The sequence below is a fragment of the Nocardia sp. NPDC052566 genome (assembly GCF_044547285.1).
GTDB lineage: Bacteria > Actinomycetota > Actinomycetes > Mycobacteriales > Mycobacteriaceae > Nocardia.
The window spans coordinates 1,499,552-1,514,110 of the sequence record NZ_JBIUAF010000002.1 but is presented as its reverse complement, the minus strand read 5'-3'; the positions used below and the strand labels follow the sequence as shown (position 1 = coordinate 1,514,110).

14 protein-coding genes and 1 riboswitch are annotated in these 14,559 nt (G+C 68.3%); of the genes, 11 read left to right on the top strand and 3 right to left on the bottom strand.

Features of this window, described 5'->3' with window-relative positions; all coding sequences use genetic code 11:
- Positions 1–119: 119 nt before the first annotated feature.
- The 3 genes from mraZ to ACIG5A_RS14010 form a co-directional block, all read right to left on the bottom strand.
- The gene (mraZ, locus tag ACIG5A_RS14020; protein ID WP_397240549.1) at positions 120–551 is read right to left on the bottom strand and encodes a division/cell wall cluster transcriptional repressor MraZ; all 432 of its coding nucleotides are present in this window, start codon (positions 549–551) and stop codon (positions 120–122) included.
- A gap of 419 nt (positions 552–970) precedes the next feature.
- Entirely contained in the window at positions 971–1,396 is a 426-nt protein-coding gene (locus tag ACIG5A_RS14015) for a DUF3040 domain-containing protein (protein ID WP_397240548.1), read from the bottom strand.
- A 122-nt stretch (positions 1,397–1,518) separates the two neighbouring features.
- Positions 1,519–1,959: an SAV_6107 family HEPN domain-containing protein gene (locus ACIG5A_RS14010; protein WP_397240547.1), complete on the bottom strand. Its 441-nt coding sequence runs from the start codon at positions 1,957–1,959 to the stop codon at positions 1,519–1,521.
- A 154-nt stretch (positions 1,960–2,113) separates the two neighbouring features.
- On the opposite strand from ACIG5A_RS14010, the gene ACIG5A_RS14005 reads away from it, so the two are divergent.
- The 11 genes from ACIG5A_RS14005 to ACIG5A_RS13955 all read left to right on the top strand — a co-directional run bounded on the left by ACIG5A_RS14005 (position 2,114) and on the right by ACIG5A_RS13955 (position 14,558).
- The gene (locus tag ACIG5A_RS14005) at positions 2,114–2,725 is read left to right on the top strand and encodes a GNAT family N-acetyltransferase (RefSeq protein WP_397240546.1); all 612 of its coding nucleotides are present in this window, start codon (positions 2,114–2,116) and stop codon (positions 2,723–2,725) included.
- 166 nt (positions 2,726–2,891) lie between these two features.
- On the top strand, positions 2,892–4,457 hold the full coding sequence (locus ACIG5A_RS14000; RefSeq protein ID WP_397240545.1) for a phytoene desaturase family protein: 1,566 nt from the start codon (positions 2,892–2,894) through the stop codon (positions 4,455–4,457).
- Between the two features lie 214 nt (positions 4,458–4,671).
- Positions 4,672–5,664, top strand: a complete 993-nt coding sequence (locus ACIG5A_RS13995; protein WP_397240544.1) for a carotenoid biosynthesis protein — start codon at positions 4,672–4,674, stop codon at positions 5,662–5,664.
- 50 nt (positions 5,665–5,714) lie between these two features.
- Entirely contained in the window at positions 5,715–6,455 is a 741-nt protein-coding gene (locus ACIG5A_RS13990) for an LppM family (lipo)protein (RefSeq protein WP_397240628.1), read from the top strand.
- A 3-nt stretch (positions 6,456–6,458) separates the two neighbouring features.
- A complete protein-coding gene (locus tag ACIG5A_RS13985; protein ID WP_397240543.1) occupies positions 6,459–7,604 on the top strand; it encodes a glycosyltransferase in 1,146 nt (381 codons plus the stop codon).
- Positions 7,605–8,320: 716 nt separating this feature from the next.
- Positions 8,321–8,413: riboswitch (SAM riboswitch) on the top strand.
- 179 nt (positions 8,414–8,592) lie between these two features.
- Positions 8,593–9,573, top strand: a complete 981-nt coding sequence (locus ACIG5A_RS13980; RefSeq protein ID WP_397240542.1) for an amino acid ABC transporter permease — start codon at positions 8,593–8,595, stop codon at positions 9,571–9,573.
- A complete protein-coding gene (locus ACIG5A_RS13975; protein WP_397240541.1) occupies positions 9,570–10,343 on the top strand; it encodes an amino acid ABC transporter ATP-binding protein in 774 nt (257 codons plus the stop codon). Before ACIG5A_RS13980 ends, ACIG5A_RS13975 begins: the two co-directional genes overlap by 4 nt.
- 19 nt (positions 10,344–10,362) lie before the next feature.
- Positions 10,363–11,322 carry an ABC transporter substrate-binding protein gene (locus ACIG5A_RS13970; protein WP_397240540.1) on the top strand — a complete coding sequence of 320 codons (960 nt, stop codon included), beginning with the start codon at positions 10,363–10,365 and terminating at the stop codon, positions 11,320–11,322.
- Positions 11,323–11,329: 7 nt separating this feature from the next.
- On the top strand, positions 11,330–11,872 hold the full coding sequence (locus tag ACIG5A_RS13965) for a GNAT family N-acetyltransferase (RefSeq protein ID WP_397240539.1): 543 nt from the start codon (positions 11,330–11,332) through the stop codon (positions 11,870–11,872).
- Entirely contained in the window at positions 11,869–12,939 is a 1,071-nt protein-coding gene (locus tag ACIG5A_RS13960) for an LLM class flavin-dependent oxidoreductase (RefSeq protein ID WP_397240538.1), read from the top strand. Before ACIG5A_RS13965 ends, ACIG5A_RS13960 begins: the two co-directional genes overlap by 4 nt.
- On the top strand, positions 12,936–14,558 hold the full coding sequence (locus tag ACIG5A_RS13955) for an ABC transporter substrate-binding protein (protein ID WP_397240537.1): 1,623 nt from the start codon (positions 12,936–12,938) through the stop codon (positions 14,556–14,558). The genes ACIG5A_RS13960 and ACIG5A_RS13955 overlap by 4 nt, the downstream gene beginning before the upstream one ends.
- The last annotated feature ends 1 nt before the right edge of the window (position 14,559 follow it).

Genomic DNA, 14,559 nt, shown 5'->3' with positions numbered 1-14,559 from the left:
AGAACTGGTACCGATAGCGAATGCCCCGTGGTCTCTGACCGAATACGGCACCTGGCGTCGGGGAAGTACGTCAGGGTCCGCGTCCGGGCAGAGGCCGCGTGGCACTCGCTCGCTCGGGGCTAGAAGATTCCGCCCAGCGACTCGTCTCTCGCTTGCGCGTAATCCTCCTCGTGCTCGGCGAGGTAGGACTCCCACGCCTGCTTGTCCCATATTTCGAGGAAGTCGACCGAGCCGATCACCACGCAATCCCGATCGAGATTCGCGTAGCGACGATGGTCGGCCGACAACGTGATCCGGCCTTGGGTGTCCGGACGCTGTTCATCGGTTCCGGCCGCGAGGGCGCGAACGAACGCGCGCGCCTGCGGGTTGCTTCGAGACGCCGCCGCCGCTCGCCGGGCGAGCGCGGTGAACTCTTCCTTCGGATACACGGCAAGGCTGTGGTCCTGACTCTTCGTGACCATCAACCCTCCCGCCAGATCGTCTCGAAACTTTGCGGGCAACGTGAGTCGCCCCTTGTCGTCCAGGCGAGGTGTGTAGGTACCGAGAAACAACTCGATACCTCCCTAGTCGATCACCTCGATGGTCGGCCTCGCCTGTAGTGCGCGCTCCACATTACCCCACTTTCCCCCACTTTCAATCGAAACCAGCGGTGATCTGGCTCCCCGCCTCTCCAATTACGCAGGTCATCCCAGCTATCACCGGCGTGGAGAACTTTTTGCGTGTTCTGCCGACACGCGCACGGGGATCGGACAAAGCCCCGAAAACAACCAGCAAACGCCCTGGTCGTCCCCTTTCGCCCGATCACGGGCCATCGCGGTGGGGAGCTTTGTGGGGGAAGTTGGGGCGGTGCCGCGAGATCACATCGAGATCATCCGGTGATCAGGTCCCGCATACACAAGACGGCGACGCCGCACCGGTTTCGGTGCGGCGTCGCCGTCTTGTCTGAAAGTGTCAGGCTACGGACGAGCAACTACTCCTGCTCGAATCGTCTCCGGAATCGATCCTCCATACGCTCGGAGAAACCACCGGACTTGCGCTGTCGCCCAGGCCCATTGGATCCGCCGCCGCTCGATCCGCCACTCGGCGCGTCGGTGGGGCGCGTGCCCTTGCCGCCGCCCTTCGAGGTGCCGAGCAGCAGGAGCACGCCGGCACCGAACATGACGATGAATCCGATCAGGCTGATGATCGGGAAGCCGCCGGGCTTCCACGGAGCGGCGATGCCGGCGACAAGTAGAAACAGACCGAGGACGAACAAGGCCGCGGCCTGGAGTCTGCGACGACTCGAGGTCGAGCGAAGGCGTCCGCCGCGGACGGACGAGGCGAACTTCGGATCCTCAGCATAGAGCGCGCTCTCGATCTGTTCGAGCATGCGCTGCTCGTGCTCGGAGAGTGGCACGGTACCTCCCCCGGCACTAGGACGTGGCTGCCGCCTCCGGGTAGGCGGCTGATAACCCCTGGCGGCTATCTGACACCAATGATACGAGTTCGATCAGGGCCGTACCACCTACTCGCCGATAACTAAGCGGTCATGCCGTTCGACCACCCCGCCGACGGCCGCAAACGCGAGGCAGTGGCGAGCAGATCTTCCACGTCGTGGAGGAATGCGCCCACCCGCGAAGAGAACTCGTCGGCGGTGTGATCATCGACATGGCGATCGAGCCCCGCCTCCAGCGCCGCCCGCAACTCCGAACGGGCACTGAAGTAGTCGGCCCACATCACGAATTCCGGTGCGGCGCGCTGCATCAGCACCCAGGCGTTACGCGAACGCGCCCGCGGCCCGGTATCCGCACCGGTGAGCGCCAGCACCGCGCCCGCACCGCGCAGCGCGGCCAGATAAGCCGTGCGGAACCGCTCACGCGGATCCGGCTCACCCGCCGCCTGCATGAGCAGCCCATCGGCCCGTTTGAGCAGCGTTCCCGCACGCCCGGGCTGTCCGGGATGATCGTTTCGACCGGCCATCTCCCCGCTCCTTCACAATCGCGCACCCCGGCCCTTGGTGTGCAATCGCCAACCGAGCGGACCGAACAGGTATTCGAACGTTTGAATTGAGCTTGAATATAGAGACGACCACCGACAAACTTCCGCGCTCCCGCCCGCCGGACCGACGAGAGATATGACCGCCGTCAAGCCCAATCACACTCCCGCACCTGTTGTTGTCGACCTGACGATCGCGAATCTGCGATCCCGGTTGCACGATGCGCTCGCGGTATACGTCGCAGCGATGGACTATCCACGCGGTACCGAGCACCATCGCGCGCCGATGTGGACCGAGCACACCACGCGCCCGGGCTGGCAGGCGGTCGCCGCGCTCGTCCCGAACGACGACGGGCACATCGACCTACGCTCCGACCCGATCGTGGCGATCGCCTACGGCTACCGCGGCGCGGCGCACCAGTGGTGGCATCAGCAGGTGCACAGCGGCATGCGCCGCTCCGGCTGGCCGGAACACTCTGCGCGCGAACTACTTTCGGACTACTTCGAACTCACCGAACTGCACGTGCACCCCGCGGCGCAGGGCCGTGGCATCGGCGGCACCCTGCTCGACCGCCTGCTGCGCGACCGCCAGGAGAAGGCCGTGCTGCTGTCGACCCCCGAGGTCGACGGCGAGGACAACCGGGCATGGCGCCTCTACCGCCGTCAGGGATTCGGCGACGTCATCCGCAATTTCGTCTTCGCGGGCGACAGCAGACCCTTCGCGATCCTCGGCCGACGGCTGCCACTGTGAGCGTTGTGGTGCTCGGTCCACGGCACAACGCTCTGGTCAACACAGATTGCCAGGTGCGCGCTCGGCAACAGGCAGCGGCGCACGGGCGCGACGAGGTGCTCGGCCGGACCGCCTCCACGGGGTCGTCGCACGTCATGGTGCGGCACACCGGAGCTGGAGCACCACTGTGAGCGCCGTGGTGCTCGGTTCCGGGCACAATGCGCTGGTCGCCGCGTGTTATCTGGCGCGCGCCGGGCAGCGGGTCGAGGTGCTCGAGCGTGACGAGGTGCTCGGCGGGGCCGTGTCGACGGTGGCGCGGTTCCCCGGGCATCTGGTCGATCGGGGCTCCTCGGCACACATTATGGTGCGGCACACCGGGATCATCGAGGAGCTCGAGCTCGATCGGTTCGGGCTGCGCTACATCGATTGCGACCCTTGGGGTTTCACGCCCGGGTCGGATGAGCGTGCACCGATCGTGTTCCATCGCGACCTCGATCGGACATGCGCGTCCATCGCGGCCGCGTGCAGTGCGCGGGATGCCGAGGCCTATCGGCGGTTCGTCGGCGTGTGGGGACCGCGCAGTGCCAGGGTGATGCGCGCGTTCGGCGGCTCCCCCACGCCCGGTCGCCTGCTGCGCTCGTTCTGGGGACTTGACGCGAAGGGCGGCGGCAGCGCGCTGTCGCGTGAGTTCTTGCAGTCCGGGGATGCGCTGCTCGACACCTACTTTCAGGATGAGCGGCTGAAGGCGTCCCTCGCCTGGTTCGGCGCGCAGTCCGGGCCGCCGATGTCGGAGCCGGGCACCGCACCGATGGTCGGGTTCGCCGCGCTCATGCATACCCTGCCGCCCGGACGCGCGGTCGGTGGAAGCGGTGCGCTGACAACGGCCCTGGTCGCCCGGCTGTGCGCCGACGGCGGCGTGGTTTCGGCGGGCGACGCGGTCACCTCGGTGCACCGGGACGGCAAAGGCTGGCGGGTGCGCACCGCGTCGGGCCGAAACCTGTACGCGGACACCGTGATCGCGGGCACCCACATCCTCACCACGCTTGATCTGCTGCGCGCGGGCGGATTCGACGCGGGCGTACTCGACGACTGGCAGTCGCGCATCAGGGTCGGGCCAGGGATCGGGATGGTGGTGCGCGCCGCGACGAGCTCGCTGCCGCGGTACCCGGGCAGCTCGACCAGCGAATCAGCCCGCGGCCTCCAATTTCTGGTTGGCGACCGCCGCCAGTTGCGCCTGGCCCACGGCGCCGCCCTGGCCGGTGACCTGCCGCCGCGCCCGGTCGTCCTCGCCATGAGCTTCAGCGCACTCGACCCCACCATCGCCGCCCCCGGTGAACACCAGCTCTCGCTGTGGGCCCAATGGCACCCGTATCGACTGGCCGACGGTAGCGACTGGTCCGCCCATGCCGAACCCGAAGCCGATCGCATCATCGCCGAAGTCGACTCCTACGCACCGGGTTTCGCCGACACCGTGCTCCGCCGCTTCGTCCAGACCCCGGTCGACCTGGAACGCGAACTCGGTCTGCGCGGCGGCAACGTCATGCACGTCGAAATGTCCCTCGACCAAATGATGCTCTGGCGCCCACTCCCCGAACTGTCGGGCCAACGCGTCCCCGGCGCCCCCGGCCTCTACCTCACCGGCGCCTCCACCCACCCCGGCGGCGGCGTCTCCGGCGCCAGCGGCCGCAGTGCCGCCGCCCTGGCCCTCCGCGACCACCGCCCCCGCCGCTTCCCCCTCCCCCGCCTCCGTTGACCCCCACCCGCGACAAACACCCCGCCGTCGAGCGCAGTCGAATGGCCGGGCGACACGCCGTGCAGGGCGGCCATTCGACTGCGCTCGGCGGCTCGACCTCCTCGGCGGCCATGCGATGGCGGCGCAAGCGATGACGCATTCGCCCCATAGCCCTGGTGAACACGCGAAAGCCGAGGAGAGCCGTGCGGCCGAAACACTCGGCGAGCGCAGTCGAATGGCCGTGCGACACGCCGTGGACGACGACCATCTGACTGCGGTCGGCGGCTGGGGGTTGGCGGCAGCGGCGCGGTGGTGGCGGGGGGTCGGTTGGGGCGCTGGGGTGTTCGCGGTGTTGCTGGTGCTCGCGCAGATTTGTTATCCGCTGGCGTCGGGGGAAGCGCGGGATCGGGTGACGGTGGTTGTGGTGTTGCTTTCGGCGGGGACCGCGTTGGCGCATGCGCGGATGGTGCGCGGGTTGCGGTATGCGACAGGGTTTTTGGTGATCGTGTCCGGGGTGGGGCTGATGGCCGAGGTCGTGGGGACGGCGACCGGGGTGCCGTTCGGGTGTTATGGGTACGCGGAGGGCAGGCTCGGGATCGCGGTGGCGGGGGTGCCGTTGGTGGTGGCGCTGGCGTGGACCGGTGGGTTGTATCCGGTGTGGGTGGTGGCGGGGATGCTGGTCCGGCGGACCAGCGCGCGGATCGGGTTGACGGCGGCGGGCGCGGTCGGCTGGGATCTGTTCCTCGACCCGCAGATGGTGGCCGACGGGCAATGGACATGGTGCGCCGACTCTCCGGGGCTGCCCGGCATAGCGGATATCCCGTACACGAACTACCTGGGCTGGTTCGCCGTCGCGCTGATCATGGCGACGCTGCTGGCGATATGGGAGCACGCGGCGCATGCCGGACCCGCTGCGGCGGCGGGCACATCGACCGACGCTGCTAGGCGGACACTTTTCGCCTCCTTGCGGCGAAATTTGCCACTTCGATACGAGTTGTGTCCGGCCAGACCCGCTCACTCCGCATCGGCAAACGTGGTGCCGGTGACCATCTTCCTGTGGACCTGGCTCGGGTCCGCCCTCGCACACGCGGTATTTCTCGGCCTGCCGTATTCGGCCTGTTACGGCGGAATCGGGTTGGGGGTGCTCGGGGTTCCGCTGCTCGTGCGGCTGATTCGGGAGCGCCGGGGAAAGAGCGGTGGGCGAACCGCCCGTCGCGTGGCAGTCTGACGGGCTCGCCTGGCACGATGTGAGCCGTGCAGCCGAGTCCTCTCACCACGATGCCCGATGCCCAGGCCCGACCGTCGAAGCGGTCGCACCACAGGCGCGTGGCCGCGGCCGTTCTTCTGACGGCGCTGCTCGCGCCGCTGCTCGCGGGATGCCTGCGGGTGCAGGTATCGATGGGTGTCTCCTCCAACGACAGAGTGTCCGGCCGGATCGTCGCCGCGGCCGTCCCCGCCGACCCCAAGGACAAGGGGCCGCAGCTGAAGCAGCCGGAGGCGCTGGCGGGCAAGATGCGTGTCGAGCCGTATTCGCAGGACGGCTACGTGGGCAGCCAGGTGTTCTTCGAGGATCTGTCCTTCGGCGAGGTGCAGCAGCTCGGCGGACTGTCCGAGCAGACGCAGGGCATGTTCTCGCTGCAGTTCCAGCGCGCGGGCGATCTGGTCAGCATGACCGGGCGGGTCGACCTGAAATCCCTTCCGCCGCACGGCTCCGACGTGCAGTTCACCATCGCGTTCCCGTCCAGGGTGGCCAAGACCAACGGCAACCGCGAGGACGATTCCACGGTGTCGTGGAAGCTACCGCCCGGCGATGTGTCGACCTTGCGCGCCGAGGTGAGCTACGCCGATCCGAACACCCGCTCGTTCGCGGGCTGGGCGGGCATCGTCGGCGGGATCACGCTGGCCGTCGCCGCGATCGTCGCGGCCGTGGCGTACATGAACCGCAATCCCGCGATGCCGCGCACCCCGGAATCCGGTTTCTCGCTGTCGCGGTGGTGGCACGAGACGACGGGCCGCTGAGCCGTGCTCTTCCGCGCCGCCGCGCGGGCGGGCGCGGGTGTCGCGGCCGCCGGATGCGCGGTGGCGCTGTACAACTGGGCCACGGTGCGGCGACTGCCGCGGCGGCCCGCGAGCGTGATCGAGCCGATTACCGTCTGTGTGCCCGCCCGCGATGAGGCGTCGCGACTACCCGGGCTGATCGCGGATCTGCGCGCGCAGGTCGGCGTGCCGCGGCTGCGGGTGGTGATCCTCGACGACGCCTCCACCGACGGCACCGAGGCCGCGGCGCTCGCCGCCCTCGGCGATGACCCTCGCTTCACCGTGATTCGCGCGGAGACCGAACCTGCGCCCGGCTGGACCGGAAAAGCCGCGGCCTGCGCCAGGCTGGCCGAGGATGTGACGACCCCGGTACTGATCTTCCTCGATGCCGACGTGCGGCTGGCGCCCGCCGCGATCGCAAGCGCGGCAAGCGAATTGCGCAGACAGGGCGGCGCACTGCTGTCCCCATGGCCGCGTCAGGACTTCGGTTCGGTATCCGAGGCGCTGGTGCAGCCGCTGCTGTGCTGGTCGTGGGCGTCATCGCTGCCGATGACACTCGCCAACCGCAGCCTGCGCCCCGCCACCGCGGTGGCCTGCGGACAGTTCCTCGTCTTCGATACCGCCGCCTACCGGGCCATCGGCGGCCACGCCGCGGTCGCCGCCAGTCCTACCGAAGACCTGGATATCGCACGCGCCCTGCGCCGTTCGGGCCGCCGCACCGCACTGGTCGCCGCCGGAGATCTGGCAAGCACCCGAATGTACTGCGACGCAACCGAGCTCGAATCCGGCTACACCCGCTGGCTATGGTCCGCCTACGGCGGTTCCCGCCTCGGCGGTGCCGCGGTGGGAACCGTTGCCGCTCTTGCCTATTGGCTACCACCCCTGGCCGCCCTGTGCGGCAAGGGCGCAACCCGCCGCGCCGGGCTCGCCGGATACCTCGCCGCCGTCACCGCCCGCCTACTCGCCCGCGCCACCGAACGCGGCGCCCCCATCACCCGCCCCGACCTCCTCGCCGCCCTGGCCCACCCCCTCTCCATCGCCGCCTACCTACGCCTCTGGACCCGCTCGCACCAAGCGAACCGTCGCGCCGCCCTCCAATGGAAAGGCCGCCCCCTCACCGCACCCCACTGACCACGCCCCATCGCCGAGCGCAGTCGAATAGCCGCCCTGCACGGCGTGTCGCACGGCCATTCGACTGCGCTCGGCACAAGAGAGTGAGCGGCGGAGCGCATCCGCGGCCGGGTGCGAAACCGAACCAACGCGGCCCGTGCACTCATTCATCTGCCGCGCACGGAATAACGCGAGAACCGCAGCGGGGCGCCACCATCCGTGCGCGGCACCTAGCTTGCGGGCAGTAATAGTTGCGGACGTTCGTCGAGCGCAGTCGAATGGCCGCCCTACATCGCGTGTCGCACGGCCATTCGACTGCGCTCGACAGAAGGGGCGGGCGGCGGAGGGGATTCGGCGCTGGATCAGGGCAGTCTCGCGCGCTCATTTGTCTGACGCGCAGGGGGTAATGGGATAACTGCGGCGCGGCGGCGCGATTGGTGTGCGGCAAGAGTTGCGGGTATGTGCTCGAGGGAAGGGGGCAGGCCGCGGAGTGCATCCGGGGGCAGTGTTGTCGCGCGCACTTGTCTCCGCCGCGCACGGAATATCGCGGTAGTTGCAGTGCGGTCGGGGCGGGGCAACCGGGTGGCGTGTGGCATGTGTTGCGGGTGTTCGTCGAGCGCGGGGCAACTATCGCTGAAATGGGGGGTGGCGGCAAGGGCTACGTTCAGCGTGATTTCTACCCTTCCGGGCGGTCTTCTCGGGGCGCATTATTCTTCGGCGCGCCTTCCGACGCGTGCAGACCATCCAGAGCGATCGAGAGACCTGGCTCTATGACGTCGCAGCAACCCCCCGTTCGCGGGTGCGGGTGCTTCCGCCGGGAACGATGGAGGAACGAAATGAACTACCGCACCATCGATTTCTCCAGGCGGCGGCATATCGATCAGTGCCGGATCACCTCGACCGGCTGTTGCCGGTGAGACGCAGCCAGACTGTGCACCCGTCGCTGGCCGGGTGATGCGACCGGCCCGAGGGCACGGTCTCGTTCGTTCTCCTGTTTGGGATCCCCGCTATGAATGCGTCTCTCGCACCCGATGTCGCGATACCCGGCATTTCGGGCGCGCGCTCGGTGGCCGACGCGCCGCCGACGGTGGCCAACGCCCGTCATCCGTGGCGCTGGGTGGTCAGCGCCGCCATACTGGTGCTGCTCGCCCAGTTCGCGCACGGGCTCGTCACCAATCCCGGCTGGGACTGGCCGACTTTCGCGAAGTACTTCACCGCGCAATCGGTGCTCTCGGCGCTGAAGGTGACGCTCGAGCTGACCCTGTGGGGTACGGCGCTCGGCTTCCTACTCGGCACCCTGCTCGCGGTGGCACGACTGTCGAACAACCCGGTGCTGCGGGTGATCTCATGGGTCTACATCTGGGCGTTCCGTTCGATTCCGCTGATCGTGCAGCTGCTGTTCTGGTTCAACATCGCCTACCTGTATCAGCGGCTCTCGGTCGGGATCCCGTTCGGCCCAGCCTTTTTCAGCTTCGAGGTGAACGGGGTGATCAGCGGGTTCAGCGCGGCGGTGATCGGTCTCGCGCTGCATCAGGCGGCGTATTCGGCCGAGATCATCCGCGCGGGCTTCCTTTCCGTCGATGACGGCCAGCTGGAGGCGGCCGCGGCGCTCGGCCTGCCGCGCTGGCGGCAGTTCCGCACCATCGTGGTGCCGCAGGCGATGCGCTCGATCCTGCCCAATGCCACCAACGAGGTGATCAGCCTGTTCAAGGGCACCTCGATCGTGTCGGTGATGGCGATCGCCGAGCTGTTCTACCAGGTGCAGGTGATCTACGGCCGCAGCGGCCGGGTGGTGCCGCTGTTGATGGTTGCCACGGTCTGGTACATCGTGCTGACCACGATCCTGTCGGTCGCGCAGTACTACATCGAGCGGCATTACGCGAAGGGCGCGCATCGCACGCCACCGCCGACACCGCTGCAACGAGTGCGGCAGAAGGTCCGTGACATCGCCGCCGCGAGCGCGGCCGCACCGCGCGGAGCCACCCGATGACGGCGCCGAGCACACCGGCGGTGCATGTCACCGGCGTGCGGAAATCCTTCGGCACCACCGAGGTGCTGCGCGGTATCGATCTGACCGTGCGCACCGGCGAGGTGGTCGCCGTGATCGGCCCGTCCGGCTCCGGTAAATCCACTCTGCTGCGCGTGCTCAACCATCTCGAGACGCTCGACGCGGGCACCGTGTACATCGACGGTGAGCTGATCGGATACCGGTTGCGCGGCAACAAGTTGCACGCGCTGTCCGAGACCGAGGTGCGCAGGCAACGGTCCAGGATCGGGTTCGTCTTCCAGCAGTTCAACCTGTTCCCGCATCTGACCGCGCTGGAAAACGTCGCGCTCGCACCGATTTCCGCGCAGCGCCGCCCGCGCGCCGAGGTCGAGCGGGAGGCGCGGACCCTGCTGGAACGCGTCGGCATCGGTGAACTCGCCGACGCCTATCCGCGCAGGCTCTCCGGCGGGCAGCAGCAGCGCGTCGCCATCGCGAGGGCGCTCGCGTTGCGGCCGCCGGTCATCCTCTTCGACGAGCCGACCTCCGCCCTCGATCCCGAGCTGGTCGGCGAAGTCCTCGATGTCATCCGCGATCTCGCGCACGGCGGCACCGCGCTGGTGATCGTCACGCACGAAATCGGTTTCGCCCGTGAGGTCGCCGACACCGTGGTGTTCCTCGACGCGGGCGCGATCGTCGAACAGGGCCCGCCCGCCGCGGTGCTCGACGATCCGCAGCACCCGCGCACCCGCGCCTTCCTTTCCCGAGTCCGTTGATCCCATGAACAGGTACCCGATGAGAATCCCCGCCCTGATCGGCATTGTCGCTACGGTCGCCGTGCTGGCCACCGGCTGCGGCAACGATCCCGACGCGGACGCGACGACGCAGACCGCGGGCTCGGTCACCTATGACCTGAGCGCCGCACAAACCGGACGGGTACGTGCGGCCAAGGTCGACGACATCGCCGCCCTTGTCCCGCAGGCCATTCGCGATCGCGGCGTCCTGCTGGTCACCGGATCGTCGGGCACCGTGCCGCCGCTGCGCTTCTACGCCAACGACGACAAGACGGTGATCGGCTCCGAAATCGACTTCGCGACACTCGTCGCCGACAAGCTCGGCCTGAAAGTCGATGTCCAGGTGGCGGATTGGTCGCAGAACTTCGTTCGCGTCGATTCCGGCGAGGCGGACGTGTTCATCTCCAACGTGACGGTTACCGAGGAGCGCAAGGAGAAATACGATTTCGCCACCTACCGCACCGACACCGTCGCGCTGGAGGTGCCGCAGTCGAGCACCCTCGACTACAAGGACCGTAAGTCACTGGCGGGCAAGCGAATCGGTGTCGGCACCGCGACCAACCAGGAGCAGCTGCTGCTGAAGTGGAACGAGCAGAACCGCGCCGAGGGCCTGCCCGCGATCGACCTGGCCTACTTCGACAAGACCAGCGACTACTTCCTCGCCCTCGCCTCGAGCCGTCTCGACGGCTACGTGGGCCCCAACCCTGCCTCGGTCTACCACGTCGCCACCGCTAAGCAGACCAAGATCCTCGCGACCTTCTCCGGTGCGGGTGACGCGCTACAGGGTGAGATCGCCGTGCTGACGAAGAAGGACAACGGCCTGATCGGCGCCGTGCACAAGGCGCTGGAGCACGCCATCAAAGATGGCAGCTACCAGAAGGTGATCGACCGCTGGGGCCTGCAGAACGAAACGGTACCCGCGTCGCGGATCAACCCGCCCGGCCTGCCGAAGAAGAAGTGACCGCCGGATGACACGACGACTCAACCTCCCCGAGCTGCGCGTACGTCACGTGGCGCAGGACGATCCGCTGGCCGCGCCGCTGCTCGCCGAGCTCGCCGTCGAATACAGCAGCCGCTACGGCGGCACGGCGGGCGAAGTGCACGCTGATCTGCGCGACTACCCGGCCGCCGAGTTCGCACCGCCGCACGGCGCGCTGCTGATGGTCACCAGAAACGCGGAAGCCGTGGCTGGCGGCGCCTTTCAGCGATACGACGCCGAAACCGCTGAGCTGAAACGGATTTGGACCGCGCGCGAACACCGCAGACAGGGGCTCGGACTGTTCGTCCTCGAACAACTGGAGGCCGAGATCGCCCGGCGCGGCTACCGCCGCATCTACCTGACCACCGGCCCGCGTCAGCCCGAGGCCGTCGGCCTCTACCTGCGCGCGGGCTATACCGCCCTGTACGACCCGGATCTGCCCGCCGAGGAGATCGGCCCGCATCCGTTCGACAAGCGGCTGACCGCCCGAAAGCAGTCGCCCGCCCGTGAATCCGTCGGAGTTCTCGCATGAAATTTCTGTTGTTCACCCTCGTCACCCGCGTGCCGGACCCGAGCACCGGGCGGCTGCCAGGCACCAGGGAGCGCCTGCTCGCCGTCGTCGAACAGGCAAGGCTGGCCGAGGAACTCGGCTACGACGGGTTCGCCGTCGGTGAGCGGCACGAGGATCCGTTCCTGTCCGCCGCGCCGCCGGTGATCCTGTCCCATATCGCCGCGGTCACCTCGCGGATCACCCTGTTCACCGCGGTGACCACGCTGAGCCTGCTCGATCCGGTGCGCGCCTTCGAGGACTACTCGACGCTGGACAACCTGTCCGGCGGCAGGCTGGAGCTGATCATCGGCAAGGGCAACGGCGCGGCGCAGGCCCAGCTGTATCACGTCACCACCGATGATCAGTGGGACCGCAATCGCGAAGGCTACGAACTGTTCCGGCAGCTGTGGGCCGGCGACAGCGTCACCTGGTCCGGGCGGTTCCGGCCGGAACTGAAGGACGCCAAGGCACTGCCGCGGCCGTGGCAGGACAGGATCCGCATCTGGCACGGCAGCGCGACGAGCCGCGATTCGGTGGAATTGGCCGCGCGCCACGGCGATCCGTTGTTCTCGGCGAACGTCACCAACCCGATCGAACCCTATGCCGAACTGGTGCGTCACTACCGCGAACGCTGGGCGCACTACGGCCACAACCCCGCCGACGCACTGGTCGGCGCGGGCACCGCGGGCTTCCATGTCGCGCCGACCTCGCAGCGGGCGCTCGAGATCTATCGCCCGATCTTCGAGGCGAAACTCACGCTGGCGCGCAAGCTCGGCCTGCCCGTGGTGTTCGAGACGCTGGACGACTTCGTCACCCGCAGTTCGGCTCTGGTCGGCAGCCCGGAGCAGGTGATCGACAAGGTCGGCCGCCAGCACGAGGCGTTCGGCCACGAGGTCATCCACCTGTCCGCCGAGCGCGACGGCCGCCCCGAGGCCGACTACCGCACCAGCCTCGAGCTCTTCCAGGCCGAGGTCGCGCCCGAACTGCGCCGCCGCATCCCGAGCAGGCCGCTGGCCAACAGTCCCGAACTAGCGGGAGTCACCGCGTGATCCGACCCCGCCATCGCCTCGCGACGCTCGCCGCCGCCGTCCTCGCGGCCGCACCGCTGGCCGCCTGCGGCGACACCTCGGGCCCGTCCGGCGCCGACGCGGGACCGCCGCGACCGGGCGGCACACTGCGCTACGGGCTTTCGGTGGCCGTCAGCTGCTCCGATCCGGCGCAGGCGACCAACAACCAAAGCCTGTACGTGACAAGGCAGGTCGTCGATTCACTCACCGACCAGGATCCCAAAACCGGCGAGCTGAAGCCGTGGCTGGCACAGAGCTGGGAGATCGGGCCGGAGGCGAAGGTGTTCACCTTCCACCTGGCCGACGGCGTCACCTTCAGCGACGGCACCCCGCTCACCGCGGATTCGGTGCGCACATCGTTCGATTCGATCGTCAAGGTGCTCACCGGCGCGAAATCGCCGCTCGGCGCGAGCTATCTGGCCAACTACGTCGGCACCACCGCGGTGGACAAGCTGACCGCGCGGGTCGAGTTCAGCAAGCCCAACACGCAATTCCTGCAGGCGACCTCGACCACCGCGCTCGGCATACTCGCCGACGCCACCACGGCCAAACCGGCCGAACAGCGCTGCGGCGGCGACAATATCGGCAGCGGGCCCTTCACCTACGCGAACTACCGCCAGGACATTTCGGCCACGCTGGCCAAGCGCGCCGGATACCACTGGGGCTCGGCGGTATTCGCCCATCGCGGCGAGGCCTATCTCGACCGGATCGAGTTCACCGTCGTTCCCGAATCCGGAGTGCGCACCGGCAGCCTCGCCTCCGGGCAGCTCGACGCCGTCAGCGACGCGCTCCCGCAGGACGCACCGCAGATCGAGGCGACAGGCGGGCGGGTGCTCACCACCGCGAATCCCGGTGTGCCGTTCGGCTTCCAGCCCAATGTGACCCGCGGGCCGCTGCGCGATCCCGCGGTGCGCCAGGCGCTGCTGCCCGCCGTCGACCGCAAGCAGCTCGTCGATACGGTGCTCGGCCCCCAGTTCAAGCCCGCGACCGGCGCGCTCGCCGCCGCGACACCGGGCTACCAGGATCTGTCGGCGGTGATCGCCTACGATCCGGCCACATCGCGGGCCATCCTCGACAAGGCCGGGTGGGTGCCCGGACCGGATGGCATCCGGGTGAAAAACGGTGAACGGCTGTCCTTCTCGGTGATGTTCAGCCAGGTGTTCGCGGGCAATCAGGCGATCATCGAGCTGCTCCAGCAGCAGGTGCGCCAGGTCGGCGTCGAGCTGAAGCTGGACCTGGTGTCGTTCGCGGAGACCAGCGCACGGCAGAACAGCAAGGATTACGACGCCACCTACTACAACTCGACCCGCGCCGACGGCGACATCCTGCGCACCCAGTTCAGCGTGGACGGACGCAATCTCAATGTGCGGGAGCGGATTCCGCAGCTGGACGACGCGCTCGACGGCCAGTTGAGCTCGGTGGACCAGGCCGCGCGCAACGCACAACTGCGCACCGCGCAACAGACGATCCTCGACCAGGGGCTGTGGATTCCGACGGTCGAGCTGTCACAGGCGATCGGCGTGAACGCCGCGGTGCACGACCTGAAGTTCGAGGCCTCGGCGCGGTTGCAGTTCTTCGACACCTGGCTGAGCGGGCGCTGAC

Excerpts from the sequence above, each read along its gene's own strand:
- ACIG5A_RS13990 (WP_397240628.1), top strand. The coding sequence starts at position 5,715 with ATGCCCGATGCCCAGGCCCGACCGTCGAAGCGGTCGCACCACAGGCGC.
- ACIG5A_RS13975 (WP_397240541.1), top strand. The coding sequence starts at position 9,570 with ATGACGGCGCCGAGCACACCGGCGGTGCATGTCACCGGCGTGCGGAAA.
- ACIG5A_RS14010 (WP_397240547.1), bottom strand. The coding sequence starts at position 1,959 with ATGGCCGGTCGAAACGATCATCCCGGACAGCCCGGGCGTGCGGGAACG.
- ACIG5A_RS13960 (WP_397240538.1), top strand. The coding sequence starts at position 11,869 with ATGAAATTTCTGTTGTTCACCCTCGTCACCCGCGTGCCGGACCCGAGC.
- ACIG5A_RS14005 (WP_397240546.1), top strand. The coding sequence starts at position 2,114 with ATGACCGCCGTCAAGCCCAATCACACTCCCGCACCTGTTGTTGTCGAC.
- ACIG5A_RS13995 (WP_397240544.1), top strand. The coding sequence starts at position 4,672 with ATGGCCGTGCGACACGCCGTGGACGACGACCATCTGACTGCGGTCGGC.
- ACIG5A_RS13965 (WP_397240539.1), top strand. The coding sequence starts at position 11,330 with ATGACACGACGACTCAACCTCCCCGAGCTGCGCGTACGTCACGTGGCG.
- ACIG5A_RS13980 (WP_397240542.1), top strand. The coding sequence starts at position 8,593 with ATGAATGCGTCTCTCGCACCCGATGTCGCGATACCCGGCATTTCGGGC.
- ACIG5A_RS13970 (WP_397240540.1), top strand. The coding sequence starts at position 10,363 with ATGAGAATCCCCGCCCTGATCGGCATTGTCGCTACGGTCGCCGTGCTG.